23 protein-coding genes and 1 pseudogene are annotated in these 19,778 nt (G+C 61.2%); 13 read left to right on the top strand and 11 right to left on the bottom strand.

Annotated features, from left to right (window positions below; translation table 11 throughout):
* The first annotated feature begins 12 nt into the window (after window positions 1–12).
* The 7 genes from Q1B40_RS20745 (at window position 13) to Q1B40_RS20715 (ending at window position 6,034) form a co-directional block, all read left to right on the top strand.
* Window positions 13–672 (top strand): methyltransferase, encoded by a 660-nt coding sequence (locus Q1B40_RS20745; RefSeq protein WP_299818843.1) that lies wholly within the window; start codon window positions 13–15, stop codon window positions 670–672.
* A 185-nt stretch (window positions 673–857) separates the two neighbouring features.
* Window positions 858–2,030 (top strand): M20 aminoacylase family protein, encoded by a 1,173-nt coding sequence (locus Q1B40_RS20740; protein ID WP_299818841.1) that lies wholly within the window; start codon window positions 858–860, stop codon window positions 2,028–2,030.
* Window positions 2,031–2,313: 283 nt separating this feature from the next.
* Window positions 2,314–3,108 carry a helix-turn-helix domain-containing protein gene (locus Q1B40_RS20735; RefSeq protein WP_299818839.1) on the top strand — a complete coding sequence of 265 codons (795 nt, stop codon included), beginning with the start codon at window positions 2,314–2,316 and terminating at the stop codon, window positions 3,106–3,108.
* A 1-nt stretch (window position 3,109) separates the two neighbouring features.
* Window positions 3,110–3,883, top strand: coding sequence for a sulfite exporter TauE/SafE family protein (locus Q1B40_RS20730; protein WP_299818836.1), 774 nt, complete (start codon window positions 3,110–3,112; stop codon window positions 3,881–3,883).
* A gap of 141 nt (window positions 3,884–4,024) precedes the next feature.
* Complete coding sequence (leuB, locus tag Q1B40_RS20725) at window positions 4,025–5,137, top strand: 3-isopropylmalate dehydrogenase (RefSeq protein WP_299818833.1); 1,113 nt, start codon at window positions 4,025–4,027, stop codon at window positions 5,135–5,137.
* Between the two features lie 80 nt (window positions 5,138–5,217).
* Window positions 5,218–5,637: a hypothetical protein gene (locus Q1B40_RS20720; RefSeq protein ID WP_299818830.1), complete on the top strand. Its 420-nt coding sequence runs from the start codon at window positions 5,218–5,220 to the stop codon at window positions 5,635–5,637.
* A 7-nt stretch (window positions 5,638–5,644) separates the two neighbouring features.
* A complete protein-coding gene (locus tag Q1B40_RS20715) occupies window positions 5,645–6,034 on the top strand; it encodes a VOC family protein (protein WP_299818827.1) in 390 nt (129 codons plus the stop codon).
* Between the two features lie 65 nt (window positions 6,035–6,099).
* Here Q1B40_RS20715 and Q1B40_RS20710 read toward each other — a convergent pair whose 3' ends face one another.
* A complete protein-coding gene (locus Q1B40_RS20710) occupies window positions 6,100–6,552 on the bottom strand; it encodes an Lrp/AsnC family transcriptional regulator (RefSeq protein WP_299818824.1) in 453 nt (150 codons plus the stop codon).
* Between the two features lie 118 nt (window positions 6,553–6,670).
* On the opposite strand from Q1B40_RS20710, the gene Q1B40_RS20705 reads away from it, so the two are divergent.
* Window positions 6,671–7,648, top strand: coding sequence for a nucleoside recognition domain-containing protein (locus tag Q1B40_RS20705; RefSeq protein ID WP_299818821.1), 978 nt, complete (start codon window positions 6,671–6,673; stop codon window positions 7,646–7,648).
* Window positions 7,649–7,772: 124 nt separating this feature from the next.
* Here Q1B40_RS20705 and Q1B40_RS20700 read toward each other — a convergent pair whose 3' ends face one another.
* Complete coding sequence (locus tag Q1B40_RS20700) at window positions 7,773–8,039, bottom strand: hypothetical protein (protein WP_299818818.1); 267 nt, start codon at window positions 8,037–8,039, stop codon at window positions 7,773–7,775.
* A gap of 12 nt (window positions 8,040–8,051) precedes the next feature.
* Window positions 8,052–8,771, bottom strand: coding sequence for an SDR family oxidoreductase (locus tag Q1B40_RS20695; RefSeq protein ID WP_299818815.1), 720 nt, complete (start codon window positions 8,769–8,771; stop codon window positions 8,052–8,054).
* Between the two features lie 69 nt (window positions 8,772–8,840).
* Here Q1B40_RS20695 and Q1B40_RS20690 point away from each other — a divergent pair, with 69 nt between their 5' ends.
* Window positions 8,841–9,470: a TetR/AcrR family transcriptional regulator gene (locus Q1B40_RS20690; protein ID WP_299818812.1), complete on the top strand. Its 630-nt coding sequence runs from the start codon at window positions 8,841–8,843 to the stop codon at window positions 9,468–9,470.
* A gap of 245 nt (window positions 9,471–9,715) precedes the next feature.
* Here Q1B40_RS20690 and ampH read toward each other — a convergent pair whose 3' ends face one another.
* Together ampH and Q1B40_RS20680 are read right to left on the bottom strand one after the other, a co-directional pair.
* Entirely contained in the window at window positions 9,716–10,828 is a 1,113-nt protein-coding gene (gene ampH, locus Q1B40_RS20685; RefSeq protein WP_299818809.1) for a D-alanyl-D-alanine-carboxypeptidase/endopeptidase AmpH, read from the bottom strand.
* Window positions 10,829–11,066: 238 nt separating this feature from the next.
* Window positions 11,067–12,137, bottom strand: coding sequence for an AraC family transcriptional regulator (locus Q1B40_RS20680; RefSeq protein ID WP_299818806.1), 1,071 nt, complete (start codon window positions 12,135–12,137; stop codon window positions 11,067–11,069).
* A gap of 128 nt (window positions 12,138–12,265) precedes the next feature.
* Between Q1B40_RS20680 and Q1B40_RS20675 the strand changes: the two genes are divergently transcribed.
* Complete coding sequence (locus Q1B40_RS20675; RefSeq protein WP_299818803.1) at window positions 12,266–13,321, top strand: alpha/beta fold hydrolase; 1,056 nt, start codon at window positions 12,266–12,268, stop codon at window positions 13,319–13,321.
* A gap of 369 nt (window positions 13,322–13,690) precedes the next feature.
* Here the strand turns inward: Q1B40_RS20675 and Q1B40_RS20670 are convergent.
* Window positions 13,691–13,786: pseudogene (locus Q1B40_RS20670) on the bottom strand (4-oxalocrotonate tautomerase); the annotation flags it as partial.
* 223 nt (window positions 13,787–14,009) lie between these two features.
* On the opposite strand from Q1B40_RS20670, the gene Q1B40_RS20665 reads away from it, so the two are divergent.
* Window positions 14,010–15,098, top strand: a complete 1,089-nt coding sequence (locus Q1B40_RS20665) for a histidine kinase dimerization/phosphoacceptor domain -containing protein (protein WP_299818799.1) — start codon at window positions 14,010–14,012, stop codon at window positions 15,096–15,098.
* Window positions 15,099–15,103: 5 nt separating this feature from the next.
* Here the strand turns inward: Q1B40_RS20665 and Q1B40_RS20660 are convergent, their stop codons facing one another.
* A complete protein-coding gene (locus Q1B40_RS20660) occupies window positions 15,104–16,153 on the bottom strand; it encodes an aldo/keto reductase (RefSeq protein ID WP_299818796.1) in 1,050 nt (349 codons plus the stop codon).
* A 100-nt stretch (window positions 16,154–16,253) separates the two neighbouring features.
* Here Q1B40_RS20660 and Q1B40_RS20655 point away from each other — a divergent pair, with 100 nt between their 5' ends.
* The gene (locus Q1B40_RS20655; RefSeq protein WP_299818792.1) at window positions 16,254–17,159 is read left to right on the top strand and encodes a LysR substrate-binding domain-containing protein; all 906 of its coding nucleotides are present in this window, start codon (window positions 16,254–16,256) and stop codon (window positions 17,157–17,159) included.
* Between the two features lie 181 nt (window positions 17,160–17,340).
* Here Q1B40_RS20655 and Q1B40_RS20650 read toward each other — a convergent pair whose 3' ends face one another.
* The gene (locus tag Q1B40_RS20650; protein WP_299818789.1) at window positions 17,341–17,553 is read right to left on the bottom strand and encodes a 4-oxalocrotonate tautomerase family protein; all 213 of its coding nucleotides are present in this window, start codon (window positions 17,551–17,553) and stop codon (window positions 17,341–17,343) included.
* A gap of 24 nt (window positions 17,554–17,577) precedes the next feature.
* On the bottom strand, window positions 17,578–18,315 hold the full coding sequence (locus Q1B40_RS20645; RefSeq protein ID WP_299818786.1) for an SDR family oxidoreductase: 738 nt from the start codon (window positions 18,313–18,315) through the stop codon (window positions 17,578–17,580).
* A gap of 97 nt (window positions 18,316–18,412) precedes the next feature.
* Here Q1B40_RS20645 and Q1B40_RS20640 point away from each other — a divergent pair, with 97 nt between their 5' ends.
* Window positions 18,413–19,306 carry a LysR family transcriptional regulator gene (locus Q1B40_RS20640; RefSeq protein ID WP_299819133.1) on the top strand — a complete coding sequence of 298 codons (894 nt, stop codon included), beginning with the start codon at window positions 18,413–18,415 and terminating at the stop codon, window positions 19,304–19,306.
* Window positions 19,307–19,346: 40 nt separating this feature from the next.
* On the opposite strand, the gene Q1B40_RS20635 is transcribed toward Q1B40_RS20640, so the two are convergent.
* Together Q1B40_RS20635 and Q1B40_RS20630 are read right to left on the bottom strand one after the other, a co-directional pair.
* A complete protein-coding gene (locus tag Q1B40_RS20635) occupies window positions 19,347–19,592 on the bottom strand; it encodes an NnrT protein (protein WP_299818783.1) in 246 nt (81 codons plus the stop codon).
* Window positions 19,589–19,777: a hypothetical protein gene (locus Q1B40_RS20630; RefSeq protein ID WP_299818780.1), complete on the bottom strand. Its 189-nt coding sequence runs from the start codon at window positions 19,775–19,777 to the stop codon at window positions 19,589–19,591. The genes Q1B40_RS20635 and Q1B40_RS20630 overlap by 4 nt, the downstream gene beginning before the upstream one ends.
* Between the last annotated feature and the right edge of the window lies 1 nt (window position 19,778).

The following is a 19,778-nucleotide window of genomic DNA, read 5'->3' as shown; positions in this document are numbered from 1 at the left end:
GCGATGAAGTGAATGACGCCGATCAAGGATCCCATTGACTTCATCCGCCGGGAGACCCGGATAAAGCCTGTGCCGCATGCGGAGGAAATCCGGCTGCATGTGGCCGATGAGGCCATGGTGCTGTGGCAGAAAACCGAGGATGATCTTGGCGAGCTCGGTCTCGCCCCTCCTTTCTGGGCCTTCGCCTGGGCCGGCGGCCAGGGTCTTGCCCGCTATATTCTCGACACACCCGATCTGGTCGCGGGCAAGCGGGTTATCGATTTTGCCTGCGGCTCCGGCCTTGTGGGCATCGCCGCCATGATGGCCGGCGCCGCGTCCTGCCATGCTGTCGATATCGATCCCTTCGCCCTTGCCGCCACCGGCCTCAATGCGGAGCTCAACGGCGTCATTCTCAGTCTCGAAATGGCGGACATTACCGCTTCGCCGCCGCCGGAAGCCGACATCGTCTTTTGCGGCGACGTTTTTTACGACAGGGAGATGGCGGACAAGGTGCTTGATCTGATGGACAGGCTGCTGGACCGGGGCACGGATATCCTGGTCGGCGATCCGGGGAGGTCCTACCTGCCGAAAACCCGGTTGACCGAGCTTGCCCGCTACAATGTCCCGGTTGTCGGCGCGCTTGAGGACAATGAAATCAAACGCACCCGCGTCTTTCGAATGGCGAAAAAATAATCCCGCATTTGCAGCTTGGCGGAAGCGATCCACCGTCTTTGCCGGAGCACAAAAGTTTTTCTCCGCGGCCACTTCCCCTTTTTGCCGCTTGAGGTAGTTTATTGCCAACATCTTCCGCTTCGACGACGGAATCAGGATGGTCGTAACGCACGCCCGTCTCTTCCGCTGTTTTTCAGGAGTTCTTCATGCCCGTCATCAATCGCCTCGCCGACCTGACCGACGAGATCACGGCCTGGCGCCGCGATCTTCACGAAAATCCGGAAATTCTCTACGAAACCGTCAGGACCGCCGGCAAGGTGGCTGAGCTTCTTCAGAGCTTCGGCGTGGACGAGATCGCCACCGGCATCGGCAAAACCGGCGTCGTGGGCGTGATCAAGGGGAAGAACGGCGGCGTAGGCAAAACCATCGCCCTGCGCGCCGACATGGACGCCCTGCCGATCGAGGAGATCACCGGCAAACCTTATGCGTCCAAGGTACCCGGCAAGATGCACGCCTGCGGCCATGACGGGCACACCGCCATGCTGCTGGGCGCGGCGAAGTATCTCGCCGAAACACGCAACTTCGATGGCACTGTCGTGGTGATCTTCCAGCCCGCCGAAGAAGGCGGCGCCGGAGCCAAGGCGATGATCGAGGACGGCCTGATGACCCGCTGGCCGATCGAGGAAGTCTACGGCATGCACAATTACCCCGGCCTGCCGGTGGGTGAATTCGCGATCCGCAAGGGCGGCATCATGGCGGCAACGGACGAATTCCTGATCCGCATCAGCGGCCGCGGCGGCCATGCGGCCAAGCCGCACGAGACCATCGACCCGATCGTCGTCGGTGCACAGATGGTCAGTGCCCTGCAGACCATCGCCAGCCGCAATGCCAATCCGCTCGATTCCCTCGTCGTCTCCGTGACCGTTTTCCAGGGCGGCAATGCGTTCAACGTCATTCCGCAGGACGTGACGCTGCGCGGGACCGTGCGCACCCTGTCCCCGGAGATGCGCGATCTGGCGCAGCAGCGCATGGAAACCATCGTCAGCTCGGTTGCGGAAACATTCGGCGCGACGGCGGAGCTGCAGTTCACCCGCGGCTACCCGGTCACCGTCAATCACGACGCCCAGACCGACTTCGCCGCACAAATCGCCGAAGGCATTTCCGGTGTAGGCAAGGTCGACCACAACATCGAGCCGATGATGGGCGGCGAGGATTTCTCCTACATGCTGGAGGAACGCCCCGGCGCTTTCATCTTCGCCGGCAACGGCGACAGCGCCGGTCTCCATCACCCGGCCTATGATTTCAACGACGACCTGATCCCCGTCGGTTGTTCCTACTGGGTGAAACTGGTCGAAACCGCCATGCCCGCAGCGGCGTGACCTGCAGGGTTTCTTTCTCTTCGCGGTCCGCATCCGGGAGTGCATACCTGGCGTAGGACAGTCCCCCCTCGCCGTCGTCATGCCCGTACTTGATCCGGGCATCCATGCCGCTTCATATCTCCAGGCTCAACCTTGGAAGTTCGCTCCGTCATGGCATGGATCACCGGGTCAAGCCCGGTGATCACCGCAAATAGAGGATGGACCGAGTTTCGTTTTCCAAATTAACGCCTGACGCTTTAAGCTGGCGCCAGTCGTTGCAGCAATTTTCCCGGAACTATCCGATATGACGCTTTCCCCGTTCAAACTCTCCTTTCTGGCGGCTTATGTGCTTGCAGGGGCCGTGGTCGGTGTTCTGGTGATTCATCCCCTGAACCTGTTGGTGATCTGGTGGGAACTGGCGCGTTCACCCGAGACAACGCCGAACCTGTTCCAGTTTATCAACGCCCGGCTGTGGCTGCTGATCCTGCCCCGCCATCTCGATGTGGCCATCGCCTATACGGCGCTTGGCGCTGTCATCGGCCTCGCCTTCGGCATTTTCACACGCAAATACATGCGCACGTCCGAGGCCTACCGGTCCCTGCGCGAGGAGCAGACCGCCCTTATCCCGGACCTGATGCGGCAGGGAGAGACCCGGCGGGTCGAATTCAAGTCCTCGCTGCGCTGGGACCTGAAGGAAAAACACGTCAACCGCGAGCTGGAAAAGGTCATCGCCAAGACGATTGCCGGGTTTTACAACGCCGATGGCGGCCACCTTCTCATCGGCGTGGACGACAATGGCCGGCCGCTCGGCCTCGACCATGATCTGGCGACCCTGAAGAGCCCCGATCTGGATTCCTTCGAGCGCACGATCAACGACATCGTATCCAGAAACCTCGGCGGCGACCTGTGCCCCTATCTGCATACCGTCTTTGCCAGGGTGGAAGACAAGGATGTCGCCATGATCATCGTCAGCCCGGCACCGCGCGCCGTCTATCTCGAGGAAAACAAGGCATCGGTATTCTATCTGCGCAGCGGCAATTCCACCCGCAGGCTCGACGTGCGCGAGGCGGTCAATTACGCCAACACGAGATGGTCGTGACGTGAGCGCATTTCTGGACCTGCTGCTCCCGGGGCAGCTGAGCACGGTGTCTTCCCTTCTTCTGGTGCTTTTCAGCTTCGTCACCTCCGCGATAACGGCCGCCGTTGGGCTCGGCGGCGGCGTGAGCCTGATCGCGGTCATGGCCACGCTGATGCCGGCAAGCGCCCTGGTCCCGGTTCACGGTGTCGTCCAGTTCGGTTCGAATGCCGGACGGGCACTGGTGCAGTTCAGGCATATCGACAGGCTGATCGTGCTCTGGTTCGCCATCGGCGCCGCATTCGGCGCTGCGCTCGGCGGCGCGATTGCCGTGGAACTCCCGGATGCTGTCCTGAAGACGGGTATCGGACTTTTTGTCCTCTGGGTTGTCTGGGGCAAGGCTCCGAAACTGGGCAAGGCCCGCAAGCGCGCCATGGCCGCCGCCGGTTTTGCGTCCACGTTCCTGTCCATGTTTTTCGGCGCTGCCGGCCCTATCGGCGGCGCGGTTCTTGCCACGCTCGGTCTGCCGCGCCACGGGTTTGTCGCCAATCAGGCCGCCACGGCGCTGATCATGCACATCTTCAAGATCATCGTCTTCGGCCTGCTCGGCTTTGCCTTCGCGCCCTGGGCGGGCCTGATCGCGCTGATGATCGCCAGCGGGTTCCTGGGAACACTCGCGGGCAGTCACCTGCTCGGCAAAATGGACGAAAAAACCTTCAGGATCGGCTTCAGATGGGTGATGACCGCGCTGGCCCTCAATCTTCTCTGGCAGGCCGGGCGATCCTGGTTCGGCACCTGAGCGACGGACCGGTTCACTTGCCGAATTGATCTTTCGCCTCTCCACGCTTGAGTTCTTCGCAACCGGCTTTGCCTTGAAAGACCCGGGCTGACGCGGTAACTCAGCGCAAACGAATTTCCAACAATGTGGGATGGAACGTCCATGGCTTCTCAAAATCTTCTGCTTCTGCCGGGTGACGGCATCGGCCCGGAAATCATGCCGGAAGTGAAAAAGGTCATCGCCTGGTTCAATGCAAAGGGCGGCATGTCCTTTGAAACCGACGAAGGCCTTGTCGGCGGCTCGGCCTATGACGCCCACGGCCAGTCGATTTCCGAGGAAGACATGGCCAAGGCGATGGCGGCGGATGCCGTCATCTTCGGTGCTGTCGGCGGCCCCAAGTGGGACGACGTACCCTATGAAGTGCGCCCGGAAGCCGGCCTGCTGCGCCTGCGCAAGGACATGCAGCTCTTTGCCAACCTGCGCCCGGCCATCTGCTACCCGGCCCTTGCCGATGCCTCATCCCTGAAAAAGGACATCATCGAAGGCCTCGACATCCTGATCGTGCGCGAGCTGACCGGCGGCGTCTATTTCGGCGAGCCCAAGGAAATCCGGGATCTCGGCAACGGCCAGAAGCGCGGTATCGACACCCAGGTCTACGACACCTACGAGATCGAACGCATCGCCGGGGTCGCCTTCGAACTGGCCCGCACGCGGGGCAACAAGGTCACTTCCATGGAAAAACGCAACGTTATGAAGTCCGGCGTTCTGTGGAACGAGGTCGTCAGCCAGACCCACAAGAATGCCTACCAGGACGTTCAGCTGGAGCACATGCTGGCCGATGCCGGCGGCATGCAACTCGTCCGCTGGCCCAAGCAGTTCGACGTGATTGTCACCGACAACCTGTTCGGCGATATGCTGTCCGACGTTGCCGCCATGCTGACCGGTTCTCTCGGCATGCTGCCGTCCGCCTCCCTCGGTGCGCCGGATCCGGTCACGGGCAAGCGCAAGGCGCTGTACGAGCCGGTCCATGGCTCCGCTCCGGACATTGCCGGCACCGGCGCCGCAAACCCGATCGCCATGATCGCCAGCTTCGCCATGGCACTGCGCTATTCCTTCGAGGAAGTCGCTGCCGCCGACAAGCTGGACAAGGCGATCGCCAATGCCCTCGACAAGGGCCTGCGCACCAGGGACATCGCATCGGAAGGTCAGGCGACCATCTCGACCGCCGAAATGGGCGACGCCATCGTTGCAGAACTGGACGCGCTCGGCGCCTGACGGCCTCATCAGTGTTTGCACCACGAGCCGCCAGCGGGTATCCCGGTGGCGGCTCTTCCTTTCAAACCGCGGTTGCTCAGATGAACGAAGACAAACTCGCCCCCTTTCTCGGCACATGGATTCTCGACGCGGAGGAAAGCGACTTCGAGCAGGGTGACCCGCCGAAAAGCGCCACCTTGAAGATCGACGACAATTTCGGCATGGCCGTGTTCACGATGAACCAGGTCGATGCCGACGGCGAGATCACCAATGACACCTTCGAGGCCATGCCCGACGGGCCTGAAGTCAAGCTGGGCAAGAGCGGTCTGGTCGATGCCATGCGCCTTGTCTTTCAGGGGGATCGCAAGCTGGTCTCCGAAGCGCGCCGCGGCGGGCTGACACTGATGAAGGCGGAGCGCGAACTGTCCGACGACGGCGGCACCCTGACGATCACCCAGACCGTGCACCTTGTCGACGTGGCGAGCTTCACCAACATCACCGTCTACCGCAAGGCGCAGTAGGCTCGTCATGAAACAGGTCATCGGCGCTCTCACACTGGTCGTGCCGGATTATGACCGGGCAATCGCGTTCTACACGCAAAAGCTCGGCTTCGACCTGATCGAGGACACCCGGTTGTCAGACGACAAACGCTGGGTGCTGGTCGCCCCGAAGGGCAGCGCGGAAACGCGCCTTCTGCTTGCAATGGCGGATGGCCCCGACCAGGAGGCCGCCATCGGAAACCAGGCGGGCGGCCGGGTGTTCCTGTTTCTGAATACGGATGATTTCGACCGGGACCATCAGGCGATGCTGGATGCCGGAGTCCTCTTTCTGGAGGCGCCGCGTATCGAGCCTTACGGCAAGGTCGCCGTGTTCGAGGATCCCTTCGGCAACAAATGGGACCTCATCGAGCCGGCCTGACGGCCTGCGCGGATCGCCGGCAAAATATCGCACCAATGCTCCGGCCGCCGACAATCAGCGGATGCTCAAAGCTGAATGGCCGTTTCCTCCTTGGCGGTCCGGATCACGATCATCGTGAAGAAACGCGCGACATTGTTGTTGTCGCGGAACAGCCTGTCGCAGAGAGCATCGAATTCCTCCATGTCGGTCAGGCGCAGCATCAGAACCACGTCGGTTTCGCCAGTGACCGAATAGGCGTTCGACACAGCTTCCTCCGCGCTCGCTATACTCAGGAAACGGCGCATGTGCTGTTCACCGTGCAATCTCAGTTCCACGGTCACCAGGGCCTTGATCCCGCGTCCTGCTCTCGCCGGATTCAGGATCGCGACAACCCGGTCGATCACGCCCGATTTGCGAAGCCGCTGCAGACGGCGCAGGCAACTGGAAGGCGACAGGCCCACCTTGTCGGCCATATCGACATTGGTGCGCGAGGCGTCCCGCTGAAGAAGATTCAGTAGTTTCCTGTCAATCCGATCCATTCCCCCAGCATATCCGGCACATGCGCTCTTGCAATAAAATTGCAAAAACTTGCAATCTTTGACCACAAATTCGAAATGGCTCAAGTTAGAAAATGAGGCAGACGGAGAGGAAGACCCAATGCCCCTTTTGATGGCCATCTTGCGCAAAACACCGGAAACATTTCAGATTTACTGGGTGCTCGCCCGGATCATGGTGCCTGTCACCATCACCACCGAGGTCTTGTCGCGGATGGGTGTGATCGATGCCGTGGCCCCGGCTCTGGCACCTGTCATGAAACTCTTCGGTCTTCCCCCGGAACTCGGGCTGGCCTGGCTGACGGCGATGCTGGTGGGGATCTGGGGCGCTCTGCCGCTCATATTCACGCTTGTTCCCGTCTCCTCGCTGAGCGTGGCGGATGTGACGGTCTTCTCCGCCCTCATCCTGTTCGCCCACGGCTTGCCGATCGAGCAGAAGATCATTCAAAAGGCAGGCCCGGGCCTGATCGCGACGACAAGTCTGCGCGTTGTCGGCGGCGTGCTCTACGCCTTCATCCTGCACCATGTCCTGACAGCCACCGGCTGGTTGTCGGTCCCCGTCGACCCGACCTGGCTTCCCATGAGTGCGACACCCGATTGGACGGCATTCTTCCTTGATCTCGGCGAGACCATGATCTGGATGTTCATCGTTCTCGTTGTCTTGTTCTGGGCTCTGGAACTTCTCAAGGCGACCGGACTGCTGGATCTGATGATGACAGCCATCACCCCCCTGTTGCGCCTGGCAGGTATTCGCGGGGAAGCCCGTCATCTTACCGCGGTCGGACTGTTCCTTGGCATCTCCTACGGCGCCGGCCTCCTGATCCGCGAAGCGCAATCGGATTGCCTGTCGCCGCGCCAGATATTCCTGTCATGCGTGTTCATGGGCTTTGCCCACAGCGTGATCGAGGACACCCTCCTCATGATGTCCCTCGGTGCTGATGTCTACGGCATTCTTGTCGGCCGGATCGTTTTCGCCGTGGCGGCAACAGCCGCAATCGCCGTTCTGCTCGGGCGCCTGTCCGACAGGACCTTCTTTACCCGGATCTTTCGGCGGAAAATCATGACGGCGGAAACACGATGAGCCCTGAACGCAAGACCGCTCCGGACGGTATAAAGGCGTTACGCTTCTCTCTTGCGAACAGCCTGACTCGACCCGAACCAGGCCATTCCTATGGAACGCCGCCTCCCCGCCTTTACAGCCCGTCTTAGCGCGGCGCCAGAACGGCGATCACGTCGTTGACGTTGGCCATTTCCATACTGGCGGAAAAATTGAACTGGTTGATCGACATGAAGATGCCGACGCCCCGGCTCGGGGCGAACGCCAGATAGCTGAACACTCGGTGGCTGCCGCCGGCCTTCTGGATGATCAGCGGACGGTCGCCTTCGGGCATCATGATGACCCAGCCAAGACGCATGGCATTCATATGGCCGGATTCGCCCAGGCCATAGACCGGGCCCATTCCGTCGCGCAATCCTGCCACTTCCTACCACGGCGTCACGCCGCCCGGCTCCACAAACCCTCCGCTTGTCTCACCACTCAGAGCATATTGCACCGGCAGCCTGGCGCCTTCTTCCGGCGTCATGGTGCCCTGGCCGGTAAGGTCTGTCTTGACGAAGCCGGGGCTGACCGAGTTGACCTTGATGCCAGTGCCGCGCAGTTCTTCGGCGAGTTCAACAGTGAGCATGTTCAGCGCAGCCTTCGAGGCGTTATAGCCGATGAACTGTGCCGCATAGTAGGGCGAGGTCGGATCGCCGTTGAGTGTCAGCGACCCGAGCGAGCTGGACAGATTGACGATCCGCCCGGCCGGCGCGGCGCGCAGCAACGGCAGCATCGCCTGGGTCACGGCAAGCGTGCCGATGAAATTGGTGTTCATCACCCGGCGGACCGCCTCGATGTCGGCCCGGCCGGGAGGGGCATCGGCGAAATCGAAGATGCCCGCGTTGTTGACGAGAATATCGAGGCGACCGTGCAGGACCTCGATTTCCTTCGCCGCCGCCACGATGCTAGTCGGGTCGTCAAGATCGAGGTGGACAGTCTGCGCGCCGAGGTCTCTGGAAGCCAGATCCGCCACCGCGGCCTCTGCCCGGTCCATGTCCCGGGCACCCAGAATGACGCCGATCCCGGCGCCCGCAAGCTGGCGGGCAATCTCCAGACCAATCCCCTTGTTCGCGCCGGTGATGAGAGCGATGCGTGTCTTTTCCATGAGCCGTCCTTTCCCTGGTGGAACTTCCTGCTTAATATATGAAGGATGCCTCAGGTTTAGGATTCGCATTTGACCGCTCCCATACCCCCTGCCCTGAAACCCCGAAAAAGGCCGCGCCAGGAGCGCGCGCGCGTCACGGTGGACGCGATATTCGAGGCGGCTATTCAGGTTTTGCTGAGCGACGGCCTGCCCCGGCTGACGACCACGCGGGTGGCCGAGCGCGCCGGCGTATCGGTCGGCACGATGTACCAGTATTTCCCCAACAAGCAGGCGCTGATCTACGCCCTCAACGAGCGCTATCTTGAGGCACTTGCCGAAAAGATAGAGCAGACCTGCCAGGCCCATCACGGGGCACCGCTCGACCGGATGGTGGAAGCACTCGTCGACACCTACTGGCGTGCCAAGACCGAACGGGCCGATGTGACACGCGCGCTTTACCGCTCCGTGGTGGAAATGGACAATGACGCCCTCGTCGAGGCCTTCGCCGCGCGCGTCAACATCGCGACCACCGCCATGCTCGCCAGCGCGCGAGATGCGGCTCTGCAAAATCTGGAGTCGACGAACCTGACGCTTGTCACCGTCATCTTCGGCACGGTGCGCAACGCCTTCGAGCGCAATCTGCCCCCGGACAAGGCAGAAGAATTGCACCGCCAGCTCGTGGTCATGTGCAACGCCTATCTGGGCACGTTCCGGAGATGAAAGCTCGTTTTCAAGGGTCGGGACAAATCGGGGGATCCGTCTTCAGCAGGAGAGAAGGGGACAACAGCCTATCGGTATAACGCGGCATTCGCGGAGCGCACCGCGCCACGTCCCCCTCAGTCAGTTCACGGACATCTTCCCCGCAAAGGGGAAGACCCGGCGCCAGCCACAAGCTCCTTCCCGGAACAGAATACCGATCCCGTCCCGGGAAAGCAGCTTTCACACGTTCTGACAGGCAGCCCGTCTCAGCGCGGCGCCAGAACGGCGATCAGGTCGTTGACGACGTTGGCCATTTCCATGCTGGCGGAAAAATTGAACTGGTTGATCGAAATGAAGATGCCGACGCCCCGGCTCGGGGCGAACGCCAGGTAGCTGAACACTCCGTGGCTGCCGCCGGCCTTCTGGATGATCAGCGGGCGGTCTCCTTCCGGCATCATGATGACCCAGCCAAGACCCATGGCATTCATATGACCGGATTCGTCCAGGCCGTAGACCGGGTCCATCCCGTCGCGCATCGTCCAGGCCGCATGGCTTATCGCCCGCGCTTCCATGCCTTCGCTGCCGAAGCGGTCGAGGTTCCATTCCAGGTAACGCAGCATGTCATTGGCGGTGGTGTAGAGCTGGGACGCGCCCGATCTGTTGGGGATCGGTTCGCCCGGGTCCATCTCGTTGCCATTCCAGTCATAGCCGGTCAGGACGGTGCCGCCGGTTGGCTTGGCATAGCCTGTTGCGGTCAGTCCGATCGGATCAAGCACCTTCTCTTTCAGAAGCGCCTCATAAGGCTTGCCGGCCGCCCCCGACAGGGCCATCGCCAGCACGTCGAAACCGATGTTGGAATAAAGCAGCCCGGTGCCGGGCGTGAACAGCAGGCCGGCATCCTTCAGGTTGGCCTTGAACGAGGCATCGCTGTATTTCTCGACATTCGGGACCTCCTCCAGTTCGCGGGGCAGGCCGCTGGCATGGGTGGCAAGGTCGACGAGGCGGATCTGGTGACCTTCGCGCTCCGGCAGCTTGTCGACGAGATCGACCAGCGGCCCGGCCGGGTCGGTCAGCGCGACAGTTCCCTCGGCAGCAAGATTTGCAAGGGTGAGGCCCGTGAACGACTTGGTGATGGAGCCGACGCCGATCGCCGTGTCCCCGTCAGGCGTAACACCACTGCCCTTGCTGGTTTCGCCGAAACCGAAAACCGCAGTCTCTCCGTTACGGACGCCGGCAATGACCAAGCCCGGCACAGCCGTGTCGAGATAGAAGATCTGGGCAGTGAACTCCAGCGCCTCCGAAAGCAGTGCGTCCTCGGCGGCGGCAGCGGCGGGCGTCGCAGCGGTCGCGATGGCAAAGATTAAGGCTTTGAATTTCATGGAAATATCCTGCTTGATAAAGTCCCGTCCGCACCCCACAGTTGCGGTTTCTTCACGGTAGCTTCCGGGGAACTGCCATGCCAGAAAAATGTGAATCCGGACACGCCGGTCATCCTGCGGTCCGGGACTCGCAGGAATTGATGGCACGGCAAATATGAAATTAAAGTTGATTTTGCCGCCATACGGCATTCCGGCAAGACGTCCCCGCGACTGCACTGAAGCGATCTGGAACCGGACATCACGCCTGCTGCGACCCGGCGCGACCCGTTTCCCTTTCCGGCCTCGTGGACAGCCGGTATTCGGTGGGCGATTGGCCATGGACCCGCTGGAACTCGCGATAGAAGTTCGATCGCGTCATGAACCCCGATTGCGCCGCGATCTTCGTGACGCTGTCATCGGACTCAACCAGCAGCCGGGCCGCATGCGCCAGCCGGAACGTATTCACATATTGCGACACGTTCGAACCCTGCGTCCTGTTGATCGCCGCGGACAGGCTGCGCGCCGGCAGGTGAAGACGCCTGGCAAGCCGTTGAACGGTCAGGTCAGGGTCAAGGAACAACTGCTGCTCATCCATCAGTGTCCGCAATCTCGCCTCGACCTGCGTGTCCTCGGCGTCGGGTGCCGGCAATGCCTGCGCGGTCACGCGCGACCGGGAGAACACCAGCGGCAGGGTGACTAGGGCCGCAAGCAGCAACAGGATCAGGGGAACGGTGCCATAGGAGATCAGCCTGACGACGTTGCTGCCCCGGTTGACCGCGAAATCAACCGCGATCGCCGTGTCCAGAAACAGCAAGAAAATCAAAAAACCGACACCGCGCAAGATCCAGTTCGACAGGCTGCGGGTCATGTCGACACGCGCGAAGATCAGCGCGTCCGGACCTTTTCGCCACAACAGGTAAAGGGCGAGAGCGTAGACCGCATAGCTGGCGCTGATCAGCCAGTCGAGAGCCTTCAGGTCTTCGGCAAGCAGCCAGAACAGACCCATCGCAATGAAAGGTGCACCGAGGTGAAACAGGAGGGATCCGGCGAGCTCGCGTTTCTCGACCGTCATTGAGGCAAAGCCCAGATACAGCAAGGGCGCCATAAACAAGGGCAAGGTGCGTTGCAGCGGGATCAGCGCGTCGAACCCGTAGCCGAACCGCAGGGCAACGAAATAGGAGGAAACGGCGCCCAGTCCGAAGAAGGCCGAGAACAAGGCATTGGCCCGGACAGGACCCAGCTCCAGTCGCCAGACCAGGATGGCCAGCACGCTGCACAACAGTGCGGTGAGCATCGGCAGTGGAAAACTGACCAGCGCGGGGTCGTCCATCTGTCCTCTTTCTGTCGGGGCCTGTCCTCGATCAGGATGAAGGACAGGTATAGACGGCCCAAGACGTTGATTCAAATTGGCTTGCCGCCCAGCTTCGATATCACCTGAAACCAGTATCGGTGCTTACTATGAAACTCATTTCATTCCTTCTTGCCGGCCTTCTTGCCGCGTTCTTGACGGCCTTTGCAGCTTCGGCCCAGGCACAGTCCTATCAAGCAGCCATGAGCGTCCTGGAAATCGCAGACCCAGATCCCGACCCTGAGGGCGGCCGCGATCTCGACGGTTTTCTCTGGTATCCCACGAATACGGTCGAACCGCTGACCTACGACTTCGACAGCAAGGTCTGGACCGGAACGCAGGTGGTGAAAGACGCGGTTCCCGCAAAAGGCCCGTTCCCGCTTGTCGTCCTGTCGCACGGGATGTTCGGCAATGCCTACAATCAGGCTTGGCTTGCCGGTGCTCTGGCCCGACGCGGATATGTCGTGGCCGCGATCAGCCACCCCGGCACCTCCACCTGGTCGCGTGATCCGGACCTGACGCGCCAGTTGTGGGAACGGCCGAAGGACATCTCCCGGGTCATCGACCACATGTTCACCTCCCCTGACCTTGCGCGTCTCGTTGATCCGGACAGGATTTTCATGGCCGGCCATTCTCTGGGCGGCTTCACCGCCGTCGCACTGGCAGGCGGCCTCTACGACACGGCACGGCTGGAACGGTTCTGCAGCACAATGCCGGACGAACTGGCCTGCGGTATTCTTCGCGGCTGGAAAATCGCGCAGACGGATGAAGACCGCGCCCAAATTGAAGCGGACCTGTCCGATCCCCGCATCAGGGCGTTCGCGGTTTTCGATCTCGGCGGAACGCAGAGCTTTTCCGACGCCAGCCTGGCCCGGATCGAGCGGCCAATGCTGATCTTCGGAGCACCGATCATGAATTCCGGCCTGACCCTCGACATCGAATCCCGTTCCCTGGTCGCATCCCTGCCGTCCGGCAAGACCCGGTACATCGAGCCCGAAACCCTGTCGCACTTCGATTTCCTCGGGGTCTGCAAACCCGGAGGGTTCGAACTCCTGGCGGAAGAGGAACCGGGGGATGAAATGATCTGCGAGAACGGCGGCGCGCCGCGCGCCGCCAAACACGAGATGATCATCGACGCCGTCACAGGCTTCTTCTCAAAGTCCTAGGGTACGGACCCATAAAATTGTACTTTCAGGCATCAAGCCGGCAAAGAAGAGCAAGGAAAAGCCTGAAGAGCCATGCTGGTGCATGGGGCAAAGGCTTTGACGCGGCTCTTCGCAGCCGGATTGATGTCCTTCGGATCGTTCAGAAAGCGACTGTCTCCAGCGTTGCAAAATCTTGAAAACCAGAGAGGTTTCCTGCGATCTTGCGCCTTGGCGCCAATCATTTTCTGAACGACCTGAAAGCATAATTTTATGGGTCCACACCCTAGGGTGTGGACCCATAAATGAGCATCGCGCGTTCAACCGACCGCTCGATGCTCCAACACCTGATGCGGGCGCGGGCCTTGCGGTTCTGCTTTTGGGCGGTGGATATTATTTGCTGACGCGCCAGTGATCCGGCATCACCAACACCTCGTCCGCGCGGCCATAACCGCCATCCTTGATTTCCTCGACGAGAACCATGGTGTGGCCGCACGAAATCGCTGAAAACACCGCGAGAACAAAAGAACAGCAGGGCCAGGCAGCCGCCGCCCCGCAACTACCGCGTGCGCGGCGGAACAAAAAGCCGGTTCAACGCGTTTATTCTCATATTTCTGGCCTCTTCGTATCTTTTGTTATTGCGGCCCCTTTGCAGTCTGCTAATTGGCTTGGGAATGGGACTTCACGTGTGGAGCCCGCTTGGAGTGACCAGATGATAGTCGCGTCTTTGCGCAATCTACAGGCAGGCGTGCGCAAGCCATTCAGCCAGTTTTTCGGGAGTGGCCGCTCCCTCGCAACCTACAACATCGAAGCCGCGTTTCCATCGTTTTCACCTGTGCTGGTCCAGGTGGCATTCGCGCTTCTATGTACCGTCTCGGGCATAAGCTTGCGGTGGGTTCTCGATTTTCTCTGGAGCGGCGCCGGCCCCTTTGCCCTGATGGTTCCCTTTGTCCTGCTGGCGACCCTGTTCGGCAAATGGCAGTCCGGATTGCTGACGGCCGTACTCTCCTCGCTCTACGCCTGGTACTATGTTCTCCCGCTCAACGGCAGCCTGGCATTCGAGGATCCGAGCGACGGCCCGCGTGTCATCGTGAATATCCTGGCCGCCTTCTTCGTCGTGGCTCTGGCCGAACTCTTCCGGCGCACCATGTGGCAGGCCCTTGCCGACCGGGAAATGCTGTTGCGGGAAATCGAGCACCGCGTCCAGAACAACTTTGCCTCCGTCGCCAGCCTGCTCCGCTTCCAGATGCGCGAGCATGCCGAGGACGAGACGATCATGTATGCGCTCCAGGCCGCGCTCGGCCGGGTGGAAAGCTACGCGACCGTAAATTCCTTCCTGTACCGGGGCGACCGATACACGGGAACGGTCCACCTGCCTGCCTATCTGGCGGAACTGTGCGGCAACCTCGAGAAATCGGCCCCGGTCGACAAGGGAGTGTCCATCCGAACGGAAATCGCCGACTTCACCTGGGAACGGGACAGCACCATTGTTGTCGGCCTCCTGATAAACGAACTGGTGACCAATGCCTACAAGCACGCCTTCACCGGCAGGCCGAGCGGCGTTATCCAGGTCAGTATGCAGGGGACCAACAAGGCCTGGATGCTGGAAGTCTCCGACGACGGCGTCGGTTTCACCGGGCTCACGGAGCGCGGGTCCCTCGGCGTCAAGCTCATCTCCACCCTTGCCTCCCAGCTCGGCGCCCAGGTGGAAGTTTCCTCCGACGAAAACGGCACACGCTACATCATCGGAACCCGGTCAGAGCCAATGGTAGCGGAGGGGGCCACCGCCCGACCCAGCTGAAGCTTCTAGGTGCGTACCTCCCCCGTCAAAGGCGGATTCAGCCGGGCAAAGCCTTCCTGCCGCCGATAAGGGAAATGCGGATAAGGCGCCGTTACCGCGCTGGCAGCGTCCAGCCTGCCGATCTGCTCTCCCGAAAGGGACCAGCCTACAGCACCAAGATTCTGGCGAAGCTGGTCTTCGTTGCGCGCACCTATGATGACGGAGGAGACTGTCGGACGTTGCAGAAGCCAGTTGAGCGCGACCTGTGGCACGGTTTTCCCGGCCTCACGGCTCACCTCTTCCAGCACATCCACCACCTGGAAAAGATGGTCGTCGTCCACGGGCGGTCCGAAGCCGGCCGTCTCGTGCAGACGGCTTCCCTCGGGCAATGGTTCGCCCCGCCTGATCTTGCCGGTCAGCCGTCCCCAGCCGAGCGGGCTCCAGACGAGCGCACCGATCCCCTGGTCGGCACCGAGCGGCATCAGGTCCCATTCGTAGTCACGGCCGACCAGCGAGTAATAGATCTGGTTGGCGACGTATCGCGGCCAGGCGTTTTTCTCCGCGACCGCCAGCGACTTCATGATCTGCCAGCCGGAAAAGTTGGAGACACCGACATACCGGATCTTGCCGTCCCGCACGAGTGTGTCCAGCGTGGCAAGGACCTCCTCCACCGGCGTGAAAGCGTCGAAAGCATGGAGCTGGAAGATGTCGATATGATCGGTGCCGAGCCGCTTCAGCGCGTTTTCCACCGACCGGATCAACCGCAGCCGCGACGATCCGGCGTCGTTGGGTCCGTCCCCCATCGGCAGGCCTGCCTTTGTCGAGATAAGCACCTTGTCCCGACGCTCCTTTATAGCCGCACCCAGGACTTCTTCCGACGCACCACCCGAATAGACGTCCGCGGTGTCGAAGAGATTGACCCCAACTTCGAGACAGATGTCGACGAGGCGGCGGGCTTCCTTGATGCTTGTATTCCCCCAGGCGCCGAACAGGGGTCCTGATCCGCCAAAGGTGCCGGTACCGAAACTGAGGACAGGGACTTTCAGACCGGATCGGCCGAGCGTGCGGTATTCCATCGAATGTTCCTTTCGGTTGTCGCGTTGATGGAAAGATAGACGCAGACCGTTCGTTGATTTAGAGTGCCGCCAAGAACATCATCTGTGAATTGACGGAAACATGGCGCGCTCCGAAGTCAATCGGTCCGGAGAAATGGAAGTCTTCGTGCAAGTGGTCGAACAAGGGGGCTTTTCAGCCGCAGCCCGCGTCTGCCTCATGACACCTTCCGCGGTCAGCAAGCTTGTTTCGCGCCTGGAGACCCGGTTGGGTGTACGGCTGGTCAACCGTTCGACACGCGCTCTTCAGCTCACTCCGGAAGGCTGTGCGTTTTATGAACGCTCCACAGGCATCCTCGCGGATATCGAGGATGCGGAACGCAGCGCGCGCGCCGGAGAAGAGCCTGTCGGGCGCATCCGCATCAACACCAGCGCCTCCTATGCAGCCCATATCCTGACACCGGTCCTGCCGATGTTCCTGGAACTCCATCCCGGCATCACCCTCGATCTCGTCCAGACGGACAGGGTCGTCGACCTTTTGACGGAGCGGACGGATGTTGCGGTGCGTGCCGGACCGATGAAGAGCTCAAGCCTCGTCGCCCGCAAACTCGGTGAGACCGCCATGGTCATCGTCGGCTCCCCCGCCTATCTTGAGCGATTTGGAACACCTGTCAGCGTTGAGGATCTCGATAAGCATTCTCGGTTGGGGTTCGGTTATGTCCGAACGGTGGATGGCTGGCCACTCAAGGGAAAGAGCGGGACCATTGTCCTGCCGGTTTCCGGCCGGGTGAAGGCAAGTGACGGCGAAGCCCTCCGCCGGCTGGCCCTGACCGGAAACGGGCTCGCCAGGCTGGCCGCCTTTACGGTCCGTAACGACATTGCCACCGGCCGGCTCATCCCCGTCCTCAATCATCTCAATCCCGGAGACCGGGAAGCTTTTCATGCCATCCACCTCGGCCAGGGCGGCCCATTACCCTCCCGTGTCCGGGCCCTGCTTGATTTCCTTGCGGATCACGGCAGGGTTTCCTGAACTGGCAGATCTTCAGCCGACCCGGCCCGGGACCAAAAGGACGCGGCAGCCGTAACTGCCGAACCTTCCTCATAAGGATGCTCGGTTCCGTTCCGTCTTGATGGAGCACCAGGTTCAAATGGCCGACGCGAACGGTGGCAATGCGCAATCGGCAAAGTGAACGCCCGTTGAACCGAGGGCATTATTCCCTGACGCGATAGTCATCCGGCATCACGAACACCTCGTCCGCGCGGCCATATCCGCCGTCCTTGATTTCTTCGACCAGAACCATCGTCGTGGGCCGCACGGCCTCACCGAACAAGCCGACCATCAACTCGGTTGTCTTGTGGATCAGGTCTTCCTTCTGGGCGTTCGTGAGGGAATCCTGCGGGAGTTTGTAATTCGCAAAAGGCATGGTTTTTCCTTTCAGGGCGGGGTGTCAGATCACGCCGCCGTTGGCGCGCAGGATCTGGCCGCTGATCCAGCGTCCGTCGGAGCCGGTCAGGAAGGCGACCGCCGAGGCGATATCTTCGGGTGTCCCGAGCCGATTGAACGGGTTCATCTGCCGGATTGCCTTGACAACAGCATCCGGTTTGCCGGTCATGAAGAATTCGGTTTCAACAGGCCCCGGCGCGACGCAATTGACGGTGATACCGCGCGCGCCGAGTTCCTTTGCCAGCACGTGGGTCATGGCTTCCACGGCGGCCTTCGTCGCGGCGTAGACGCCATATGCCGGTTGATAAAGGCCGACGACGCTCGACGACAGACTGACGATTGTTCCATTGTCTGCCAGTCGGTTGGAGGCCTCGCGCAAACCGCGAAACGTTCCGCCGATATTCACCGCACACTGGGCCTCGAAATCGGCATCGGAAACAGCGCCGATCGGCCCGCCGCGCATGATGCCGGCGTTGTTCACAAGGACTGACACCGGGCCGAAAGCCTTCTCCGCCGCATCGAACAGGTCCGTCAGGCACTGCGGCTCCGCGACATCCCCCTTGACGGCCAGCGCCTTGCCGCCTCCATCTTCAATTTCGGCGGCAACCTGATTTGCGCTGATCTCATCACGCGCATAATTCACCACCACCGCGTGGCCGTCCCGCGCGAGGCGCTGCGCGATAGCCGCGCCAATGCCTTTGCTGCCACCTGTAACAATGGCTGTCTTGAGTTCCTGAGTCATTCCGGTCTCCTTCTTGCTGAAAGAGAACCTAGTGACGAACACTCTTCGAATAATCAGTCTGTTTCTGGAAACTTAATTCGGCTATTACGAACAAATGATCGATCGCCTCGAAACAATGCGCCTGTTCGTGCGGGTGGTGGAACGCGGCAGCTTCTCCAAGGCCGCAGCCGATCTGAATATCCCCAGATCGACAGCGACCGAAGCTGTCCAGCGTCTGGAAAAAAATCTCGGCAGCAGGCTGCTGGAAAGAACGACCCGGCACGTCGCCCCCACACCCGATGGCAATGCCTATTACCGGCGCTGTGTGGCGATCCTCGCCGATCTGGAGGAGGCCGAGGGTGCTCTCAGGGGACACGAACCCTCCGGCGTGTTGCGGGTGGATGCACCCGGCACGCTGACGCGCGTTTTTCTGCTGCCGCATCTGTCCGGGTTTTTCGAAAAATATCCGAGGATCACCCTGCAGCTTGGCCAGACCGAGCGGCTGGTGGATCTGGTCCGGGAAGGCATCGATTGTGTCATCCGGGCTGGAGATCCCGACGACAGCGGCATGATCATGCGCAAACTGACGAGCATCCCTGAAATCACCTGCGCCAGCCCGGATTACCTCGAGCGGTATGGAACCCCTTCATCGCTGGAGGATCTCGACGGTCATCGCATGGTCGGCTTCTTGTCTTCGCGCACCGGCGCGGCCCTTCCGCTGGAATTCCGGCGTGGTGACGGCTACGAAGAAGTTGCCCTGCCCGCAACGGTGACCGCCAACGATGCCGACACCGTTCACCATCTGGCCCGGCAGGGCTTCGGTCTGGTTCAAGCGCCCCGGTATCGCTTTCTGGAAGATCTTGCCAGCGGCCGGTTGGTGGAAGTATTGCCCAGGGCTCTACCCCCACCGTTGCCCCTGGCGGCATTTTATCCGCAGAACCGGCAGCTCTCTCCCCGTGTCAGGGTATTTCTGGATTGGATCGGCCGCATATTTGACGCTGCCGAGATGTGACATTTCTCGCGGACGAATTCAGAAAACTCAGCCTGCTCGCTCACTCGCGCGGTTCGGCCTTGTCCATCAGGCCCCTAATGTGCCGCGCGAAGGCCCAGGTTGCCGGCAGCCCAAGCACCAGCCCGCCGGCGACGGCTTCATGGGGCGTCATCACCCGCCAGCCGATCCAGCTGAAAATCAGTGAGGCGAAGAACAGGTTGACGGCTGCGGCGCCCGCACCGAAAGGGTAGAGCGCGACAAGCAGTCTCCAGCCTGGACGCGGCTTTCCGCCGGGATGCCGGCTCATCGCCGGGCGACCAGCCAATGCACTGCGGCGAGCGCCAGCAGAAGTCCGACCGAGGCGGAAAAGAACCAGAATTCGGCGGTCGCCGATTGCGGATTGGGAATCGGCCTCTGAACGCCGGCGGCAAGGGCCTGGACCGGAACCGCCAGCAATGTCCAGAGGGCGGCAAAAACGGAAAAAGTGCGCATA

The organism is uncultured Roseibium sp., assembly GCF_947496995.1.
Taxonomy (GTDB): domain Bacteria; phylum Pseudomonadota; class Alphaproteobacteria; order Rhizobiales; family Stappiaceae; genus Roseibium.
Note: the sequence above shows the minus strand (reverse complement) of the source record. Positions and strands in the feature narration are given on the sequence as shown.